Here is a 20126-nt window from a genome sequence, read left to right as displayed (position 1 = left end):
CTGAGGAAGATCGGATGATCGCTTTGCTTCTGGCCCTGCAGGCCACCGTAACCGAGGCGTTGCCGGCGGATGTCAGCGCCGCCGCCGCGCAGACTGTCGCGCAGGCCAGCCACGGCGGTGGCATCAATTATCTGGACCTGATGATCAAGGCCAGTATCCCGGTCAAGTTGATCGTGCTGCTGCTGCTGGCAGGGTCGTTCATCAGCTGGGTGATCATTTTCCGCAAGGCACGCGTGTTCAAGGCTGCCGACCGCGAAGCCAGCGACTTCGAGAACCGCTTCTGGTCCGGTGCCGACCTCGGCAAGCTGTACGCCTCGGCCACCGACCGCAACCGTTCGGTTGACGGCCTGGAAGCCATCTTTGAATCCGGTTTCCGCGAATACACCCGCATGCAGGGCCGCCGTGGTCTGGATGGCCGCAGCCAGCTGGAAGGTGCGCAGCGCGCCATGCGCACCACCTACGCACGCGAAGTGGACGGGCTGGAACGCAACCTCGAATTGCTCGCCAACATCGGTTCCACCGCGCCTTATGTGGGTCTGGTCGGTACCGTGTTCGGCATCATGGTGACCATGCACGACATGATCAGCAGCGGCGAGCAGGCCGGTATTGCCTCGGTTGCACCAGGTATTTCCGAAGCCCTGTTCGCCACCGCCATCGGCCTGTTCGTGGCCATTCCGGCCGTGTGGGCCTACAACCGGTTCACCACCCGTGTGGAGCGCCTGTCGGTGCGTTATGAAACCTTCGCCGAAGAGTTCAGCTCCATCCTGCAGCGCCAGACCGGCGCTGATGAGTAAGCGCCTGCGCGCTTTCCTCTGACTGCAGGAGCCCAACACATGACCGCCGCCATACCCCGCCGCAAGCGCCGCAAGCTCAAGTCCGAGATCAACGTCGTGCCGTATATCGACGTGATGCTCGTGCTGCTGATCATCTTCATGGTGACCGCGCCGTTGCTGACGCTGAGCTTTGAAGTCGACCTGCCCAGTTCCACCGCCAAGGCGCTGGAGAGCAAGCAGGATCCGGTGATCGTCTCGGTGCGCGCCGACGGCCAGCTCAGCCTCAAGCTGCCCGGTGCCAAGGATCCCGAAGCGATGGACCCCGGCGCGCTGCAGGCGCAGCTGGGTGCGTTGGCGTCGCAGGACAAAGACCTGCGCGTGATCGTTGCCGCCGACAAAAGCGTGGCCTATGAAAAAGTCGTGTCCGCGATGGACGTGATCAAGGCGGCGAGGATCGAGAAGGTGGGTCTGGCGACCGATGCACGCTGATTCCCTGCCGCCGCCGCGTCAGTCCAGCAACGAGTGGGGCCTGCCGGTCGTCCTCGCGCTGTTGGTGCACCTGTTGGTGGCGGCGATTTTCATCATTGCCTGGGTGTGGTCACCGGCGCGCAGCACCGAAGCTGCTGCGGGCGATCCTGCGGTAGAAGCGAGCTTGCAGGTGTCCTCGGCCGAAGCCGCGGCCGCGCGTCAGGCGCTGCGTGCCTCGGAAAAACTGCCAGATCTGCCCGAGCCGGTTGAGGAAGTGCCGCCGGAGCCGGTGCCCGAAGACACCGTGCCGCCGCCGCAACCCATTCCCGAGCCGCGTCCGCAGGATGCGCCCACGCCGCAGCAGCACAATGCGCAGGAGCGCATCGCGCAGCCGGATACGGTGGATCAGGAGCGCGTCAGCGCCTTGGCGATCTCGCAGGAAAAGGCCAAGCAGGAACAGGAAGCCAAGCGCCGTCAGGAGCAGATCGACCTCACCGAGCGCAAGCGCGTGGAAGAGGCTGAGCAGAAGTTGCGCCTGGCCAAGCAACAGGAAGAGGCTGATCGCCAGAAGAAACTGGCCGACGAGCAGCGCCGCGCTACCGACAGCGCCGAGCAGGAGCGTCAGCAGAAGATCGCTGAAATCCGCCGCAAGCGTGAGCAGGCCGAGCGCGAAGCCAAGCTGGCCGAGCAGCGCCTGCGCCAGGTAGCCGATGCGCGGGCACGCGCGCAGGGCAGCTCGTCCAGCAATACCGCCAGCAGCGGTCCGGCCACGCCGTCACCGGGGCAGGGCGGTACCAGCACGGATTTGACCGCCAAGTACGCCGCGGCCATCCAACAGGCCGTGCTCAACCAATGGATGCGTCCGGATTCAATTCCGCGCGGCCAGCGTTGCCGCCTGACCATTCGCCAGTTGCCTGGCGGCGAAGTGGTGAACGTCGAATTCTCGGCAAGCTGCCCGTATGACGAGGCAGGGCGTCGCTCGGTGGAGGCTGCCGTGCTGCGCGCCCAACCGCTGCCTTACCGGGGTTACGAGTCGGTGTTCCAGCGCAACCTGAACTTCAATTTCGAAGCGCAGGACCGTTGAGTCTGCTGAAGCCCCGTGAGGGCTCGCCGGTTTCACCGGTAACCTTTTTGTAACGTTCCCGTGTTCATTCAAGGGGATGGCTTTCACGCGGTATTCGTTCACGATTGCGAAAATGTTCATCCGCCTGCTGCTATCCCTCTTTCCTGCATTCATTCCGTACCGTTGAGCGCCTAATGAAGAAATTGCCTCGCTGGCTGGTCGCCCTCACTGCCCTGTTGTTGCCGCTTGCGGCAATGGCGCAGCAGAAGGGGTTGGAAATCGACATCATTGGCGGCAACGCCTCGGCACTGCCGATCACCGTTGTGCCGATGCCGTATCAAGGTTCGGCGGGTGCGCCGCAGACCGATGTGGCGGCGGTGATCCGCGCGGATCTGGACCGTTCCGGCCAGTTCCGCAATCTGCCGGAAGCGCAGATCGTTGAGCGCCCGACCCGCGGCAGCGAAGTGCAGTACCCGACCTGGCGTGCGCTCAAGCAGGACTACCTGGTCGCCGGCCGTGTGCTCGACGCCGGTGCCGGCGCCTACCGCGTCGAATACGAACTGTTCGACGTGGCCAAGGGGGAGCGCATCCTCGGCCTGGCGATGACCGCGCGCTCCAACGCGATGCGCGATGTCTCGCATCAGATGGCCGATGCCATCTACGAAAAAATCCTCGGTGTGCGCGGTGCGTTCTGGACCCGCATCGCCTACATCACCGCCAGTGGTAGCGGCGCCAACATGCGCTACGCGCTGATGGTGGCCGATTCGGATGGCTACAACCCGCAGACCATCGTGCGTTCGGCCGAGCCGCTGTTGTCGCCGAGCTGGAGCCCGGATGGCCGCAAGCTGGCTTACGTCAGCTTCGAGCGCGGCAACTCGGCGATCTACATGCAGGACATCGCCACCGGTGCGCGTGAGCTGCTGACCAGCTTCCGTGGCATCAACAGTGCGCCGGCGTTTTCGCCGGATGGTCGTCGCCTCGCGCTGGCGCTGTCGCGCAGTGGCAACCCGGAGATTTACGTCATGGATCTGGGCAGCAAGCAGCTGACCCAGTTGACCAATCACTTCGGTATCGACACCGAACCGACCTGGGCCGCGGATGGCAGCTCGGTCTATTTCACCTCCGACCGTGGCGGCCGCCCGCAGATCTATCAGGTGTCGGCAAGCGGTGGCAGTGCCAACCGGGTAACCTTCCAGGGTAATTACAACGCGAAGGCCACCGTGTCTTTCGATGGCAAGAAGATTGCCGTCGCGCAGGGCGCAGGCAGCAGCTACAAGATCGCAATGATGGATAGCAGCCTGGGCGCTCCGCGTTGGAGCACGTTGTCCCCGGGCTCGCTGGACGAATCACCGAGCTTCGCGCCTAATGCGAGCATGGTGTTGTATGCCGCCCGCGAAGGCGGACGTGGTGTGTTGTACGAAGTGTCTGCTGATGGCCGTGTGCGTCAGCGCCTGGTTCTCGCTGATGGCGATGTACGGGAACCCGCTTGGGGCCCATACCGCACCGCGCGTTGATAAAGTGTTAACATCCGACTCGGATTAATCCCAAAAAATTGGCCCAGGAGCCTCTAGGTATCGCCATGAACAAATCCACTCGTGTTTTGCTCGTTTCGTTGCTGTCCGTAGCCGCTCTGGCCGGCTGCTCGAAGAAGGTCAAAGAACAGCCGGCACAGCCGCCGGTCGACAATGGTTCGACCACGCAGCCGACCGGTCCGTCCACCTCTGGCCTGTACGGCCCGGGCGACCTCGATACCGACGCTTGCCTGCGTCAGCGCGTTGTTTACTTCGACCTGGACAAGGAAGAAGTGAAGTCGGAGTTCCAGCAGATCATGGCGTGCCACGCCAAGTACCTGCGTGACCGTCCGTCGTCGCGCATCACCCTGCAGGGCAACACCGACGAACGCGGCAGCCGCGCTTACAACCAGGCACTGGGTGAGCGTCGCGGTAACTCCGTGAACTCCTCGCTGCAGGCCAATGGTGGTTCGGCTTCGCAGCTGACCGTCGTGTCCTACGGTGAAGAGCGTCCGGTGTGCACCGAGTCGAACGAGTCCTGCTGGTCGCAGAACCGTCGCGTCGAAATCGTCTACACCGCGCAGTAATCGATGCGTATCAGCATCAAATCACTGATGCTCGTGGTAGCGGCAGCCCTGGTGGCTGCCGCTCCTGCGTATGCACAGCGGGTAAGTTTGGCTGACCGTGTTGGCGCGCTGGAACAACAGGCCAACAACACGCAGGCCAACACCGACATGCTCAATCAGCTGCAGCAACTGCGTAGTGAAATGCAGGCGTTGCAGGGCACGATCGAGCAGCTTCAGCACGAGAACGAACAGCTGAAGCAGCGCAATCGTGACCAATACCTTGATCTGGACGGGCGGTTGAACCGTTTGGAAGGCAATGGCGGCGCCGATGCCCCTGCGGCATCGGCTGCTCCCGTGCTTCCGGCGAACCCGTCAGCGGCAAGCAAGGAACGCGCACCGACGGTGCGTGGCGATGCTGGCAGCCAGGCGGCGGCCGGTGACGAACGTGCTGCCTACAACGTGGCATTTGATGCGTTGAAGGCCGGCAACTATGCGGATTCGGCGCAGCTGTTCCAGAGTTTCCTGGAGCTGTACCCGAATGCGGCGTACACGCCCAATGCGCTGTATTGGCTGGGCGAAAGCTATTACGCGACACGCAATTTCAAAATGGCGGAGGCGCAGTTCAATGACCTCATCGCCCGTTATCCCACCCACGACAAGGCCGCCGGCGGTTTGCTGAAGCTCGGTCTGTCGCAGTACGGCGAAGGTGATGCCGTGCTGGCACAGCAGACGCTGGAGCAGGTGGTTTCCCGTTATCCCGGCAGTGATGCGGCCCGTACCGCCCAGGATCGTTTGCAGTCGATCCGGGTTGGCCAGCAGCTGCGTTGATTGGTACTGCACCGCGGCAACGCGGTGCGGTTTGAAGTGCAGATGAATTCTCCCGCCGCCGCTGTTCCCAGCGAGATCGTGCAGTCGCCCTTGCCGCGACTGAAGATCACCGAAATATTCCTGTCCCTGCAGGGCGAGGCCGACACCGTCGGCTGGCCGACCGTGTTCGTGCGCCTGACCGGCTGCCCGCTGCGTTGCAGCTACTGCGATACCGAGTACGCCTTCCACGGCGGCACCTGGTGGGACATTGATGACATCGTTGCTGAAGTGCTGAAGCAGGGGGTTCGCCATGTCTGCGTGACCGGCGGTGAACCGCTGGCGCAGAAGCGCTGCCTGATCCTGCTGCAGAAGCTGTGCGATGCGGGAATGGATGTGTCGCTGGAAACCTCGGGTGCGCTGGATATCGCAGCGGTAGATGCACGCGTATCGCGCGTGGTCGACCTGAAGACGCCGGATTCGGCGGAAATGGCGCGCAACCGGCTGGAGAACATTCCGCTGTTGACCGCGCGCGACCAGCTCAAGTTCGTGATCTGCAGCCGTAGCGACTACGACTGGGCCAAGTCCATGTTGATCGAGCACCAGTTGCCTGCGCGTTGCATGGTGTTGTTCTCGCCGAGCAAGTCACAGGTGAGCGCGCGTGAACTGGCGGACTGGATCATTGCCGACCGCCTGCCGGTGCGCTTCCAGATGCAGTTGCACAAACTGCTGTGGGACGACGAACCCGGCCGCTGATGCGGTGATGCTGCCGCAGCTTCGCGCGCGGTGCTGGTTCGGCATCCACGGTTGTGCCTTGTAAGCTTCTTTTTCGCGGGCCGCGGGCAATTTTCCGCTGCGTACCCGCAATCCTGTGGACTGCCGTCCACAGCTACACCCCGGCGCGGGACAGCGTGCTGGCTCTGATCCCCCAACCGGATGTAATCCCATGAAGAAAGCAGTTGTGCTTCTTTCCGGCGGCATGGACTCGGCCGCCGTCGTCGCCATCGCCCAGGAACAAGGTTTTGAGGTGTACGCGCTGAGCGTGCGCTATGGACAACGGCATACGTCGGAACTGGAGGCCGCCGTGCGCGTGTCTGCGGCGCTCGGTGTGGCCGGGCACAAGGTGGTCGATGTCGATCTGCGCAGCATTGGCGGCTCGGCGTTGACGGATGACATCGAGGTGCCGGAGGCCGGCGGTGAAGGCATTCCGATCACCTACGTGCCGGCGCGCAACACCATCATGTTGTCGCTGGCGCTGGGCTGGGCCGAGGTGCTGGGTGCCAATGACATCTTCTGCGGCGTGAACGCGGTGGATTACTCCGGCTACCCGGATTGCCGGCCGGAATTCGTCGCCGCCTTCCAGGCGCTGGCCAACCTGGCCACGAAGGCAGGTGTGGAAGGCGCGGGCATCGTCGTCCACGCGCCGCTGCAATACCTGAGCAAGGCGCAGATTGCTGCAGAGGGCCAGCGGCTGGGTGTGGACTTCGGCTTGACCGTGTCCTGCTATCAGGCCGATGCGGTCGGACGGGCCTGTGGGCACTGCGATGCGTGCCGTTTGCGTGCGGAAGGTTTTGCCGCAGCGGGCATGGCCGACCCCACACATTACGTTTGAATTCCGATTTTCCAATTCTTGCGCTAGAATACGCGCCCCGGCTGCGGCCGGGTCGTTGTTTGGGCCGTTAGCTCAGTCGGTAGAGCAGAAGACTTTTAATCTTTTGGTCGAAGGTTCGAATCCTTCACGGCCCACCAGTATTTCAAAGGCTCCGGAGCAATCCGGGGCCTTTTTTTATTTTCCGCTGGATGACTGCGTGCTTCGTGGAAGCGCCGCGCTGAGCGGGCAGTGCCGGCCTTCCGCGGCAGGAATGCTTTCGCCTGTGCTGGTCGGGGGTAAGCATCGGGCTTTGCGGGCGTGGTGAGGTGAGCCGGTCAGGTCGGCTGTGATGTACCTCCCGCAGCGGGCCGTGCCTCCCTTGTTTCAACAGACCGCGTTGCTGCACGCAGCCGAAGTGCCAGCTGGCTTGGTGACATGACGCGCGGGCGGCGTGGGGCGCCTGCTTTTGCGGCGAGAGTCCGATTGTGGCGTAAGCGTTGGGGTACATTCGGCCCCCCATATTGCTGCAGCGAAGGTGTGGTGATGGTGGCGTCGTTGCGTGATTCCCCGTACATCCTCGTGCTTGAGGACGACGTTGAGATGCGCGAAGAAGTGGTGATGCCGGGACTGCGTGACTATGGTTTCGCAGTGGCCGGTGTGGGCACGGCGGCGGGGTTGTATGAGGCGCTGAAAACGCGCACGCCGGAGGTGGTGATCCTGGACGTCGGCTTGCCCGATGCGGATGGATTCAGCGTTGCGCAGGCCGTGCGTGCTTTGTTGCCCAGCATCGGTGTGGTGATGCTGACCGGGCATGGTGCGGTGGACGAACAAGTGCGGGGACTCAGTCAGGGCGCGGACGCCTATCTGGTGAAGCCGGTGCAGATCGAGCTGCTGGCGGTCTGCATTCACAGCCTGCTACGGCGGCTGCATGGGCCGATTGCGCCGTTGGCAATGAATCGATGGCATTTCGACCCGGAAGGCTGGTGTGTGGTGTCACCACAGCGGCGTACGGTGGCGTTGACCAAGAGCGAGCAGCGCATGATGGTCCGTCTGGCTGGGTCGCTGGGACGTCTGGTCACGCGCGAGCAACTGGCGGCGGCAATGACCGACAACATCGACGATTTCGACCTGCACCGCATCGAGTCGCTGGTACATCGCCTGCGCAGGAAAGTGCTGGACCAGATCGGCGAACGGCTGCCGCTGGTCGCGGTGCACGGCAAGGGTTACGTGCTCGACGACCATTGCAGAGCAGAAGCGCCGCTGGGTGCACTCACTGCCGTGCAGTGAGCTTTCATGCCATTGCTCCCTGTGGCGGCGGCAGCAACACATGGAATGCAGTGCCCTGTCCGGGAGCGCTGTCGACGGTGATGTAGCCGCCGGCGTTGAGCACCATGTCATGGATGCCGGTCAGCCCCAGGCCGGTGCCACCGGTGGCGGATTTGGTGCTGAAGAACGGTATGAATATCTGTTGCTGCACCTGTGTGCTCATGCCGTGGCCGCTGTCGGCCAGTGTCAGCACCGAGAAGCCTTCGGCATTGCGGTCCAAGCCGATGCGGAAGTGCCCGCCGTCGGGCATCGCGTCGCATGCATTGGCGGCGATGTTGAGCACCATCAGTTCGAACTCACTGCGGTCGAAATGCACGAGCACGTCCGGTCGCATATCGGGCAGGTGCAGTTGTACGTTGCCTGGCAGCAGCTGACGCAGCATCGGATGCATGTCGTGCACGGCATGGCCGATGGCGAAACGTTGTGGGCGTGCGGACTCGGGGCGGTTGAAAGCCAGCAATTTTTCGGTGATCTGCATGCCGCTGGCGGCGGCGTTGGCGATGCGTGTCAGGTTGCGATCGATGGCCTGTTCCATCTCCTGGCGTGTGTCGGCCGACAGGATGCGATCACGTTGCCCGGCATAGCCGACGATCAGTCCGAGGATGTGGTTGAAGTCATGGGCGATGCCACCGGCAAGGCGTCCGGTGGCTTCCATTTTCTGTGCGTGGATGAGCCTGGCACGGGCGCGCTCGCGCATCTCATGTTGCAGTTCCTGTTGTCGGCGAATGGATTCGGCAAGGCCGTCGCGTAGTGCGGTAACCGTGCGGTCCAGCACCAGTGTCACCAGCAGGTAGCCGAGCAGCACCGACGGCAGGTGACTGTATGCGCGCTCGATGGGCTGGCCTGCCACCAGCAGACGATGTGCATCGACTGCGAAACCGCAGCCTGCCACCAGCAGCAGTGCAAGCAGGATCCACCATAGTGCCCGCCGTCCGAGTACGAGCCCGCCAATGATGAGGACCAGGAACTGGTCAGTCTGATTGTCTGCCAGGACTGAAAAGCCGAGCCGCAGGTGATCGATACCCTGGATGGCCAGCAGCATTGTCAGATACAGCGTCACCGCAGCGCGGAAATGCCCCTGCCGGATCATCACCACGCAGCTCAGTGCGATGCCGGCCATGAACAACGCCAACGTCATCAGTGAGTGATCACTGACGGGTGTTGTGCCCGCGCCAAGGAAGTACAGCCAACTGATTGGAATCGTCAGGCCCAGCGCCAGGAACAACCGCTGCAACGTCGCTGCGTTGCGTTGATCAATCGGGTCGTTGAGTGGAGCGCTGTGCAGCCATCGAAGCAGGGGGATGCGGTCGTGCATGGCGATGCGGCGAATCCTTACAGAAGAGAGGCGGACATCGGATGGAGCGTGAGTCCGTGACATGGACGGTGAGTATTGAGTGAGCGAAGCGTGCGTGACAAGCCAAGTTGGCGCGCCGTAGTTTCCGTATGCACGTATGGGGCGGCCTGATCAGGACGTCACCACGAACCGGCGGAGTGCACAGGGGACGCCGACACACGACATGCGATGCAGTGGCGGCGGCCGCACAACGGCCGTACATGGCCGCTGGGCGTCGCTCACCTTCAAGAACCGCAACGTGGTGGGAGAGAGTTGATGAACAGGATCTATCGGCGAGTGTGGAGCCATAGCAAGAACGCCATGGTGGTCACTTCGGAACTTGCGTCGGTAAAGGGCCGTAAGGACGGGGCACGCCGCCTGCTCGGCCCGTGCATGGCGGTGTTGGCATCAACGTTCGGATTTGCGGTATTGGCGCCGCCCGTGCATGCCGGGCAGATCGTGATCGAACGCAACGACGCGGGCTGTGTCGTGCGCGGCGAAGATGGCAGCGTGGTGCGGCAGGTGGACTGTGCGCTGTACGAACAAGTGCTGGGTGCACAGGCGCAGCTGCGTTCAAGTAACGCTGCAGCGACTGACGCTTCCCGCAACACGCCTGCTGAAAACAGCACCGCGACGGGTGAGATGAGCATGGCCACTGGCGAGAACAGTACGGCTACCGGTGCGTTCAGCATTGCAAACGGTCAGGACAGCAGCGCCTATGGCTACCAGGCGGACGCGGAAGGTGATTATTCCACCGCCATCGGCAGCAGCAGCCTGGCGCTGGGTGCGGGCTCGCAGGCGGTTGGCACAGGGGCCAATGCGTTCGGCGAATACAGCATCGCCAGCGGCTATGCCAGCATTGCTGACGGTGATAACAGTGTGGCGAACGGCACACAGGCCCAGGCGCTGGGGATGGGCAGTATCGCGCTGGGCTACAACAGCCTGGCGGCGGGCTTCAACAGCGTTGCCATCGGACCGGAAAGCATCGCCAATAGCGCGTTCTCCACGGCGCTCGGCGTATTGGCGAACGCCGACAGTCCGTTTACCACGGCATTGGGCAGCGGCAGTACCGCAAGCGGTTGGCAGAGCAGCGCCATCGGCAGCAACGCCTGGTCCAATGGTTGGTATGCCACGTCGGTTGGCGCTGTCAGCACGGCGGACATGATGGGCACGGCGGTCGGCACCTACAGCCATGCCAATGCTGCCTCGACCGCGATTGGCTACAGCGCCGTTGCCGGTTTCGTCGAGCTGGATACCAATGGCGATCCGGTTGCAACAGGCGCCGGTACGGCCATCGGCAATGCGTCGAAGGCGCTTGGCAACAATGGCACCGCGCTGGGTATCAATACGCTGGCGGGTAAGGATGCCGCCAGCACCACACACGCCGACAACACCACGGCGCTGGGCGCAGAAGCCTGGGCTACCGAAGACGGTGCAAGCGTGGTGGGTTACAACAGCTACGCACAGGCGGTGAACGCCACGGTGCTCGGTTCCAACGCGTGGACCACCAAGGACGCCGAAAACAGCGTCGCGCTGGGAGCGGGCTCGCTGGCGGATCGCGCCAATACCGTGTCGGTGGGTGCGGCGCAGGACTGGACCGATGCCGCTGGCGTCGTGCATTCGGCGATTGATCGTCAGCTCGCCAATGTTGCTGCGGGTACCGAAGCCACCGACGCGGTGAACAAGGCGCAACTGGATGCATTAGCCGACCGTGTCGGAGACGCCAGCAATTATTTCGCTACCAATGGCGCCGGTGATGGCAGCGACCTTGCCGTGGCCAGCGCCGACAACGCCGTTGCCGCCGGTGCCAATGCCGCTGCCACTGGCGTGGAAAGCAGTGCCTTCGGCTATCAGGCCAACGCGGTGGGTGACAACACCATCGCGCTGGGCAGCAGCAGCCTGGCCATCGGCACCGGTGCATCGGCGCTGGGCAGCATGGCCAATGCGCTGGGCGATTACAGCATCGCCAGGGGCTGGGGCAGCGTTGCCGACGGCACAAACGCAATCGCTCAAGGCATGAACAGCAGCGCCAGTGGCAACGCGTCAGTGGCGATAGGCTTCGAGGCCAGCGCGGCGTACAACAATTCGTTGGCACTGGGCTCTTTCGCCGAAGCAAAAGGCGTGGGCAGCGTGGCGGTCGGCGATGGCGCTTATACCGCCGGTGCGTTGTCGGCCAGCCTGGGCATGCTGAGCTGGGCCGAAGGCCGTGAAACGACTGCGCTGGGTGCACTTTCCACCGCGATTGGACGGGGCGCGATGGCCGTTGGCGTGGGCAGCACTGCCAAGGACTACTTCTCCTCGGCGGTGGGCACGTATAGCCAGGCTGGCGGGTTCGGCACCGCGCTGGGCGCACGCAGCATCGCTGGACTGCGTGCCACGGCCGTCGGCATCGATGCCGTTGCCGCACAGGATGCGACCGCCGTGGGCGGCGATGCGCATGCCTCCGGCAAACTCAGTGCTGCGTTTGGTCAGAACGCGCTGGCCGGCGCGGATGGAAACAGCGTTACCGATGGCAACCACACCACCGCCATCGGCGGTGAAGCATGGGCCACCGAAGACGGTGCCACAGTGGTGGGCTACAACAGCTACGCGCAGGCGCTGAATTCGACCGTGCTGGGCTCCAATACGTGGACGACCAAAGATGCCGAAAACAGCGTCGCGCTGGGTTCGGGTTCGCTGGCTGACCGCGCCAATACCGTGTCGGTGGGTGCGGCGCAGGACTGGACCGATGCTGCTGGCGTCGTGCATTCGGCGATCAATCGCCAAATCACCAATGTGGCCGCAGGTACCGCGGCGACCGATGCGGTCAACAAGGGGCAGCTCGACCAGGCCATCGCCGATGTCGGTGGCAGTGTTGGCAACCTCGGTGCCAGCGCAGTGAAGTACGACGACGCGGCGACCAAAGACAAGGCGACGCTGGGCGGGCAGGGCGGCACCACACTGGCCAATGTCAAAGCCGGCGTGAATGCCGACGAAGCGGTCAATGTCGCGCAGCTGGATTCGGTTGCCGCCGCATTGGGTGGCGGTGCAGGCTTGGGCGCCAACGGCATGCTGGTCGCGCCCGCGTACGGCTTCCGGGGTGGTAGCTACGGCAGCGTCGGCGCGACGTTCGATGCCATCGACGCGGCGTTCGGTGGTTTGAGCGACCGCGTATCGAAACTGGAAGGCATCCCGCCGATGAACACCGGCACCGGCACCGGGCTGGCGCTGGGCACGGGCAGCCATGCACAGGACAGCAATGACATCGCCATCGGCAACGGCGCAACAGTGGGCGCGGCCAACGGAACGGCAGTGGGCACCGGCAGCAACATCGATGCCGCCGCGAGCAATGCAGTGGCGGTTGGCGCGGACAGCAAGGTCAGCGCGAGCGGTGGTACCGCGATCGGCCAAGGCGCGTCGGCGACGGCGGAAGGTGCGGTGGCAATCGGGCAGGGCTCGGTGGCCAACGAGGCCAACACCGTTTCGATAGGCAGTGGCGGCAACGAACGCCGCCTTACCCATGTCGCAGCCGGCGTGAATGCTACCGATGGGGTCAACGTGCAACAGATGCAGTCCGGTGATGCGAAGACCTTGGCTTCGGCCAACGCCTACGCCGATACCACCGCCACGCAGACGCTGACCAAGGCCAACAGCTATACCGACAGTCGTTACCAAGCGTTGAGTGATGAGTTCACCGGGCTGCGCAACGACCTGGGCTATCGCCTCGGCAAGATGGACGAGCGCATCGACCGCCAGGGCGCGATGAGCTCGGCAATGATGAACATGTCGATCAACGCCGCAGGAGGCCGTAGTCCGCGCGGTCGTGTCGCGGTGGGCGCGGGTTGGCAGAACGGCGAGAGCGCGCTGTCGGTGGGGTATTCCAAAGCGATGGGCGAGCGTGCGTCGTTCTCGATCGGCGGTGCCTTCAGCAGTGACGACCGTTCAGCAGGTGTCGGCTTTGGTGTCGACCTGTAAGACACACACCGCCAAGGCCGCATGTGCCAGAGAGTGCCGCGCCGCAGCGGGTGCACGTCCGCTGCTCAGCGCGGGGCGCTCCGAACCCATCACGCGTACTTCCATCCATTGAACCGCCACGGCGAAGCGGGCGCATGGTCGCCCGCACGCTTGCGGCGGCACTGTTCCGCCGACCCCCAGTAAACGGAGAGAGAAAATGAAAAAGCACACCCGACTCATCGCCAGCGGTGCGCTGGCCACGGCGGTGATTGCCGCACTTTCGGCCTTCGCCTCGGGTTACACCGGGACGTTGATCAGCGCCTCCACCGGCGCCGCTCCCAACACCAGTGCCGCTCCCGCAGCGGGCAGCCGCACCGTCGCAGGCAAGGGCGCAACCGGCGTGATGAAGCAGCTGCCGACCAGCAGGCCGGCGCAGGCGAACTTTGATCGCTTCATCGTCAAGTTCAAGGATGGCACTGCCGCGCAGCGCAGCCAGACAACCCTGCTTGGCGTGATGAACTCCGCCGCTACCCGCGCCGGTGTTGCCGGCACGCGCAGTACGTTGACCTTGCGTCACCTGCGCAGGACGGCGCAGGGCGCAGAGGTGGTCAGGTTGTCGCATGCGTTGAACCGCACACAGGCCGACGCACTGCTGGCCGAACTGCGCAAGGACCCCAGCGTCGCCTATGCCCAGCCCGACTTCCTCAAGCATGCGTTCGATACAACGCCGAACGACCCCAAGTTCAGCCTCTTGTGGCACTACACCAACCCGACCACCGGCATCCGCGCACCGCTGTCCTGGGAGACCAGCAAGGGTGATGGCGTGCTGGTGGCCGTGCTCGACACCGGCTATCTGGATCACGCTGATCTGAACGCCAACATCGTGCCCGGTTACGACTTCATCAGTGCCTATGGTCAGGACGCGCAGAACCCGGACATTGCTGGCGACGGTGATGGTCGCGATGCCGATGCGCACGATCCGGGCGACTGGACCGACGACACCATGCCGTGGTGCGGCGATACCGGTAGCAGCAGTTTCCATGGCACGCATGTCGCCGGCACGGTCGCGGCGGTGGGCAACAACAACCTCGGTGTAGTAGGTGTTGCCTATGAAGCCAAGGTGCAGCCGGTGCGCGTGCTCGGCCACTGCGGTGGCTTCACCTCCGACATCGCGGATGCCATCACCTGGGCATCGGGTGGCAGCGTGCCGGGTGTGCCGGACAACAGCAGCAACCATGCCGAGGTGCTGAACCTGAGCCTGGGTGGCTCCGGTTCGTGCGCGAATGACCCGGCGACGCAAGCCGCCATTGATGGCGCGATCAGCCGTGGCGTCACGGTGGTCGTGGCCGCCGGCAACGAAAACGCCGATGCGGGTGGCTACTCGCCGGCAAGCTGCAAGGGCGTGATCACCGTGGGTGCCAATGGCGTTGATGGCGCGAAATCGTGGTTCTCCAATTACGGTGCCAGCGTCACCGTGACGGCGCCCGGCGGCAACGCCAAGAGTGGCAGCGCGCCGGACGATGCATGGATCTGGTCGCTCGGCAACGTGGGGACCAAGGCGCCGGAACCCAGCCCGGCGGGTGATCGCCTGATGGGCAGCATTGGCACGTCGATGGCCAGCCCGCATGTGGCGGGCATCGTTGCGCTGATGCAGAGTGCTGCCGTGGCTGCGGGCAACCCACCGCTGACGCCGGACCAGGTGCGCGCGATCCTGCGCCGCACTGCCAAGCCATTTGCTGTCACCCCGCCGACCAGTACGCCGATGGGCGCAGGTATCGTTGATGCAGCCAATGCAGTGCTCGCAGCGACGCAGCCGGTCACCCCGGATTCGTCAACGCTGCTGGACAACCGCATCGCACTGGCCAAGCAGAGCGGTGGAGCGGGCGAGGGACTGATGTACTCCATCGTCGTGCCGGCAGGCACCGCCAGCCTCAACCTGCGCAGCTACGGCGGCATCGGTGATGTCTCGCTGTACGTTTCCTACGACACGCAGCCAACCACCGCGTTGTATGAGCGCAAGTCGGCCAAGCCGGGCAACAGCGAGGCGGTGGTGATCAGCAATCCGAAGCCGGGCACCTATTACCTGCGTATGGAAGGCGAGAAGGCATTCTCCGGCGTCACGGTGATGGGGCTGTATCAGTAAGCAGAAACGACGCGACAACATAAAGGAGGCGGGCGCTCCGCCTCCTTTACCGCTGGCCGCCGAACCTGCAAGTGCAAGGCCCGGCGACGCGGGAATCACGGCTGCTCACAGCGAAAGCATCATCGGCTTCGCCCCGGCGGCTTGGACAAGAGTGTTGGCACTAACACGCATGCCGGCCTACCATGGAGCGATTCCACCCGCGCTTGAAGCAGCGCGGGGAATGATCGTCGGCGCCGGGGGCACGTTTGAGTCAGCAGATAACCCAACTTCTGCATCTTTGGCAGCAGGGCGACCTGGCTGCACGCGAGCACCTGTTCGAGGCGCTGTACTCGGATTTGATGCAGATTGCGCGGCATCGGCTGTCCAATCACACCAACGGCACGCTGCAGCCGGCTGCACTGGTCAATGAATCGCTGATGCGGCTGCTGGGCAGCAGCGCGGATTACAACGACCGCACCCATTTCATCGCCATTGCCGCACTGAAGATGCGCTCGGTATTGGTGGATCACCTGCGCGCGCGCGCGGCGGACAAGCGCGGCGGCAATGCCGAACAGCTGACGCTGTCGCATGCGGTGGAGATGCAGGATGAAAACAATGTCAGCTATGACGTGCTGGCCTTGCACCAGGCCTTGAATCAATTGGCGGAGATGGAACCGCGCGCAGCCAGCACCATCGAGTTGACTTACTTCGGCGGCATGAGCCGCGATGAGATCGCCTTGGTGCTGGGTGTGTCCGCGCCGACAGTGGACCGTGATCTGCGCTTTGCGCGGGCCTGGTTGAATCGCCAGCTCCGCTGACTGGCGCGCAGAGCAGCCACGGCATGGGCATCGAACGATGGAGACAGGTTCGCGATCTGTTTGATGTGGTCTGCGAACTGCCGCGTGAGCAGTGGAAAGCGGCCCTGCTTGAACGTTGTGACGATGCATCGATACGCGACGAGGTTGAACAACTGCTGCGTTCGCAGACGGTGGGGCTGAGCCGGGTCAGCAATCGTCTCGATACCGCACTGGCGCATGCATTGATGCCCGAGTTTGGTGTTGGCGAACGGCTGGGGCCGTGGCGCTTGACCGAGCGTATTGCGCAGGGCGGCATGGGCACCGTGTTCAAGGCCGAACGCGCTGATGGCGTTTATCAGCGCACGGTGGCGATCAAGTTGCTGCATGGCTTGCCAGGCGCGATTGAAGTCGAGCGCCTTGAGGCCGAACGGCAGGTGTTGGCAAATCTGCAGTTGCCGCAGGTGGCGCGCTTGTATGACGGCGGCACCACACCGGATGGTCATCCGTACCTGGTGATGGAGTTTGTCGACGGCGTGCCGCTGGATCGCTGGTGCGTAGAGCATCAGCTGGGTTTGGTGCAGCGACTGCAGTTGTTCCTGGATATCTGCAGCATCGTGCAGTCCGCGCACGAACAATTGGTGCTGCATTGCGACCTCAAGCCCAACAACGTGTTGGTGATGAACAATGGTCAGCCGGTGTTGTTGGACTTCGGCCTGGCCCGCTTGCTCAACGAAGCACGCGACAGCCAGAACTCGGGCTTCTGCACGCCGGCCTATGCCAGCCCGGAGATGATCGCCGGTGACGCCGTCGGTGCGGCCAGCGATGTGTACAGCCTGGGCGTGATGCTGGTGGAATTGCTGTCCCAGCAGCCCTGCGCGCGCGAGCCGCAGGACACCGAGGTGCCGGTTGTCCTGCCCAGCGCCAATGCAGCCGAAGCACTGCCTTGGCGCAACAAGCTGCGGGGCGATCTGGATGCCATCGCCCGCAAGGCCTGTGCGATCAAAGTGGGCGAGCGCTACCGCACGGTGGAAGCGCTGATTGCCGATGTGCGGCGCTACCTTGAGCGGCAGCCGGTAGTGGCGCGAGGCGGTGGGCGTTGGTATCGGCTGCGCAAGGGGCTGCGTCGCAACTGGCATGGCGTTGCACTGGTGACGGGCGTGGTGACGGTGTCGTCGATCTTCATCACCGGCTTGCTGCAAAGCCGCCACCAAGCGCAGGAAGATGCGGCGGTGGCGCGGCAGGTCAGCAACTTCATGATTGGTGTGTTTGAAACCGCCGATCCTTTCCTGCGCACCGAGCGCGGTGAAGAGGAACTCACGTCGCGGCAACTGTTGGACAAGGCTGCGCTGCAGGTATCGCATGATCTGGCGGATGCGCCGGCGCAGTTGGCGCGGATGCGCGCGGTATTGGGCGTTGCCTATCAAAATTCCGGTGTGTCACATCAAGCCGAGGCGCTGTTGCAGCAGGCCTACAACGGCTTCATGGACCCTCGCGTGCACCGCAAAGAGGATGCAGCAGCGGTGCTGGCCGATCTGTCGGTGCAGAAGACGCTGGACGGCAATGGCCGGCTTGGGCTGCAGATGGCCAACCAGGGCTTGGCGTTGTTGCGCAGCGATGATGCATCCGCGACAAGGGCGAAGCTGCTCGGCGCAAAGGGCATGGCGCTGATCAACCAGCAGGCGTTCGACCAGGCCGAAGTGGTGCTGGATGCCGCGACGACGCTGTACGACAAACAGGCCGATCCGACGGCAGCGGCCAAGCGCCTGGAGCTGACCTACAACAAGGGACTGATGTACCTGCGCTGGGGCCGGCAGGAGGCTGCAGAGCGCGAGTTCGGTGAGGTATTGGCGAGCCTGCACGGGCGCCGCACCAGCATGGCGCTGGCCTCGGAAGTGCGGCTTGCGCAGGTGCTGCGCGAACAGGGCAAGTACGCGCAGGCATTGCCGTTGCTGCAGTCGGGCATGCGTCATGCGCTGGAGCTGTACGGGCCGAGAAGCCGGTTTGTGCTGATCCAGCATGATGGCCTGGCCGATCTGTACAGCGATTCCGGTGATTACGCTGCGGCGGACAAACAGTACGAACAGCGCCATGCGTTGAGCGCACTGCTGGATGGCATCGACTCGGTGGAATACTCGATGGGCCTGTTCAACCACGGCACCTTGCGTGAGTTGCGCGGTGACCTGTCGGCGGCCGAGCGTTTGTATCGGCAGGCGCTGGAAATCAGGACGGATCGATTGGGCATTGATTCGCCGACCAGCCTTCGTGCGGAGAGTGGGCTGGGCCGCTTGTTGATGCGCGATGGGCGGATGGAAGAAGCCGGTCGGTTGTTGATGCATGCCGATCAAGGTTTGGCTGCGGCATTGCCGGTGGATGCGCCGGGTCGCATCGAAGCGCGCTTGAACCGGATTGATTGGCTGGTGCGCATGGGCCAGACACAACAGGCCGGGCAGCTGCTTGAGGAAATGGCCACGCATGTGCCGGCCAGCTTCCATCTACAGATGCTGCAGGTACGTTCGGCGCTGGCCTGGCGGCTGGGCCAAGGCGGGCAGGCATTGGCGTTGCGCCGCGCCGCACTGGAATTTGCCCGTGGCCGGTTTGGTGAGGCGGGCAGTGAAACGGCAAGCAGCCGTCTGGCGCTGGCCGAAACGCTGCTGTTGCTCAGTCATGCCCAGCCGGCGCTGGACGAACTGCGCAAGGCCGAGCCGGTGCTGCAGAAGCTGCAGGTGCCGACCTCACCGGAACGGCGCCAGCTGGACGGCTTGGTGCTATTGGCCCGTACTAGCCTGGAGGGCGGGCAGGCCCACTGAGGCGCGTCGCCCGGGAGGCGATGCGGTCGTAGCGGAGGCCGCGACCAGGGTGTGCTGTCATAAATAACCCGTATTAATGAACGGGTTCATGTTTATCGCGCTCAGCCTCCTTTGTAGATGATCGAAATGCGCTGCTTTCCCCGGTTTATTAGACAGGGAGCATTTTTTCGTCACTACCAGGGGGATATCCATGAAGCAGTTGCTTATCTATGAGCGCCCGGTGCAATTGAACCGCGTTGCGCATCGCAATCATCGTGTCCTGCCGAGCCAAGGGGACTTCCGTTTCGCCAATGCGGTGAATTCGGTGCCTTTGGCCTGCGTGGAATTTGTGCAGGTGGCGCGGCAGTACCCGATCGTTTTTGCCGGCAACAGTGCCGAGTCCGTGGTTCCGGCGGCATTGCTGGGGCTGCGCAGCGGCCAGAACCTGATGGTGGATGCCGAAGGCCGTTGGGCGGAAGGCGCCTATGTGCCGGCCTTCCTGCGGCGCTATCCGTTTGTGTTGGCCGAGCGCGAAGCAGAGGGTGAGGATTTCACCGTATGTCTGGATGCCGCCTATGACGGTATCCGTGAAGGTGGCGACGAAGGCGCGCCGCTGTTTGACGAAGAGGGCAAGGACAGCGCGCTGCTGACCAATGCCCTGCAGTTCCTGCAGGAATATCAACTGCACCTGGCGCGTACCCGCGAGTTCAGTGCTGCTTTGGCAGCGCATGGCCTGCTGGTGTCCAAGCAGATCAACGTGCAGAGCGCACAGGGCGAGATGTCGTCGCTGGACGGTTTCTTCGTGGTTGATGAGCAGAAGCTGCGCGATCTGAAGGGCAAGGCATTGCAGGAGCTGGCCAAGTCCGGCGACCTGGGCTGGATTTACGCCCACCTGCTGTCGCTGGGCAATGTGGAACAGCTCAGCCGCGCGCTGGACAAGTCCAGCGCCCCGGCAGCCACCCACTAAAGCCATCGCGAAATACCGCACCCGCGCGGCTGCGCCTGCAGCCGTGCGTCCGCATACCTGAGTGTTGCAGCCAAGCCTGCAGCGCT

The 20126-nt window shown here is 63.6% G+C and carries 15 protein-coding genes and 1 tRNA gene; 15 read left to right on the top strand and 1 reads right to left on the bottom strand.

What is annotated here, in order from left to right:
• The first annotated feature begins 14 nt into the window (after positions 1 to 14).
• The 10 genes from tolQ to ACREP4_RS15150 all read left to right on the top strand — a co-directional run bounded on the left by tolQ (position 15) and on the right by ACREP4_RS15150 (position 8063).
• A complete protein-coding gene (tolQ, locus tag ACREP4_RS15195) occupies positions 15 to 794 on the top strand; it encodes a protein TolQ (protein WP_431597032.1) in 780 nt (259 codons plus the stop codon).
• A 39-nt stretch (positions 795 to 833) separates the two neighbouring features.
• The gene (gene tolR / locus ACREP4_RS15190; RefSeq protein WP_431597031.1) at positions 834 to 1262 is read left to right on the top strand and encodes a protein TolR; all 429 of its coding nucleotides are present in this window, start codon (positions 834 to 836) and stop codon (positions 1260 to 1262) included.
• On the top strand, positions 1252 to 2325 hold the full coding sequence (gene tolA / locus ACREP4_RS15185) for a cell envelope integrity protein TolA (RefSeq protein ID WP_431597030.1): 1074 nt from the start codon (positions 1252 to 1254) through the stop codon (positions 2323 to 2325). Before tolR ends, tolA begins: the two co-directional genes overlap by 11 nt.
• A 173-nt stretch (positions 2326 to 2498) precedes the next feature.
• A complete protein-coding gene (gene tolB, locus ACREP4_RS15180; protein WP_431597029.1) occupies positions 2499 to 3818 on the top strand; it encodes a Tol-Pal system beta propeller repeat protein TolB in 1320 nt (439 codons plus the stop codon).
• Between the two features lie 65 nt (positions 3819 to 3883).
• On the top strand, positions 3884 to 4402 hold the full coding sequence (pal, locus tag ACREP4_RS15175; protein ID WP_431597028.1) for a peptidoglycan-associated lipoprotein Pal: 519 nt from the start codon (positions 3884 to 3886) through the stop codon (positions 4400 to 4402).
• A 3-nt stretch (positions 4403 to 4405) separates the two neighbouring features.
• Entirely contained in the window at positions 4406 to 5209 is an 804-nt protein-coding gene (ybgF, locus tag ACREP4_RS15170) for a tol-pal system protein YbgF (RefSeq protein ID WP_431597027.1), read from the top strand.
• Between the two features lie 42 nt (positions 5210 to 5251).
• Positions 5252 to 5941 (top strand): 7-carboxy-7-deazaguanine synthase QueE, encoded by a 690-nt coding sequence (queE, locus tag ACREP4_RS15165; protein WP_431597026.1) that lies wholly within the window; start codon positions 5252 to 5254, stop codon positions 5939 to 5941.
• Between the two features lie 190 nt (positions 5942 to 6131).
• Positions 6132 to 6797, top strand: a complete 666-nt coding sequence (gene queC / locus ACREP4_RS15160) for a 7-cyano-7-deazaguanine synthase QueC (RefSeq protein ID WP_431597025.1) — start codon at positions 6132 to 6134, stop codon at positions 6795 to 6797.
• 61 nt (positions 6798 to 6858) lie between these two features.
• Positions 6859 to 6934, top strand: a tRNA-Lys gene (locus ACREP4_RS15155).
• Positions 6935 to 7319: 385 nt separating this feature from the next.
• Positions 7320 to 8063 carry a response regulator transcription factor gene (locus tag ACREP4_RS15150; RefSeq protein WP_431597024.1) on the top strand — a complete coding sequence of 248 codons (744 nt, stop codon included), beginning with the start codon at positions 7320 to 7322 and terminating at the stop codon, positions 8061 to 8063.
• Positions 8064 to 8067: 4 nt separating this feature from the next.
• Here ACREP4_RS15150 and ACREP4_RS15145 read toward each other — a convergent pair whose 3' ends face one another.
• Entirely contained in the window at positions 8068 to 9417 is a 1350-nt protein-coding gene (locus ACREP4_RS15145; RefSeq protein ID WP_431597023.1) for a sensor histidine kinase, read from the bottom strand.
• A gap of 294 nt (positions 9418 to 9711) precedes the next feature.
• Here ACREP4_RS15145 and ACREP4_RS15140 point away from each other — a divergent pair, with 294 nt between their 5' ends.
• The 5 genes from ACREP4_RS15140 to ACREP4_RS15120 all read left to right on the top strand — a co-directional run bounded on the left by ACREP4_RS15140 (position 9712) and on the right by ACREP4_RS15120 (position 20040).
• A complete protein-coding gene (locus ACREP4_RS15140) occupies positions 9712 to 13389 on the top strand; it encodes an ESPR-type extended signal peptide-containing protein (RefSeq protein WP_431597022.1) in 3678 nt (1225 codons plus the stop codon).
• A gap of 196 nt (positions 13390 to 13585) precedes the next feature.
• Positions 13586 to 15511 (top strand): S8 family peptidase, encoded by a 1926-nt coding sequence (locus ACREP4_RS15135; protein WP_431597021.1) that lies wholly within the window; start codon positions 13586 to 13588, stop codon positions 15509 to 15511.
• A 245-nt stretch (positions 15512 to 15756) separates the two neighbouring features.
• Positions 15757 to 16308, top strand: coding sequence for an ECF-type sigma factor (locus tag ACREP4_RS15130; protein WP_431597020.1), 552 nt, complete (start codon positions 15757 to 15759; stop codon positions 16306 to 16308).
• A 23-nt stretch (positions 16309 to 16331) separates the two neighbouring features.
• Complete coding sequence (locus tag ACREP4_RS15125; protein ID WP_431597019.1) at positions 16332 to 19094, top strand: protein kinase domain-containing protein; 2763 nt, start codon at positions 16332 to 16334, stop codon at positions 19092 to 19094.
• A 190-nt stretch (positions 19095 to 19284) separates the two neighbouring features.
• Complete coding sequence (locus tag ACREP4_RS15120; protein ID WP_431597018.1) at positions 19285 to 20040, top strand: SapC family protein; 756 nt, start codon at positions 19285 to 19287, stop codon at positions 20038 to 20040.
• Positions 20041 to 20126: the final 86 nt, after the last annotated feature.

It is taken from the genome of Stenotrophomonas sp. (assembly GCF_050737575.1).
Lineage (GTDB): Bacteria > Pseudomonadota > Gammaproteobacteria > Xanthomonadales > Xanthomonadaceae > Stenotrophomonas.
Note: the sequence above shows the minus strand (reverse complement) of the source record. Positions and strands in the feature narration are given on the sequence as shown.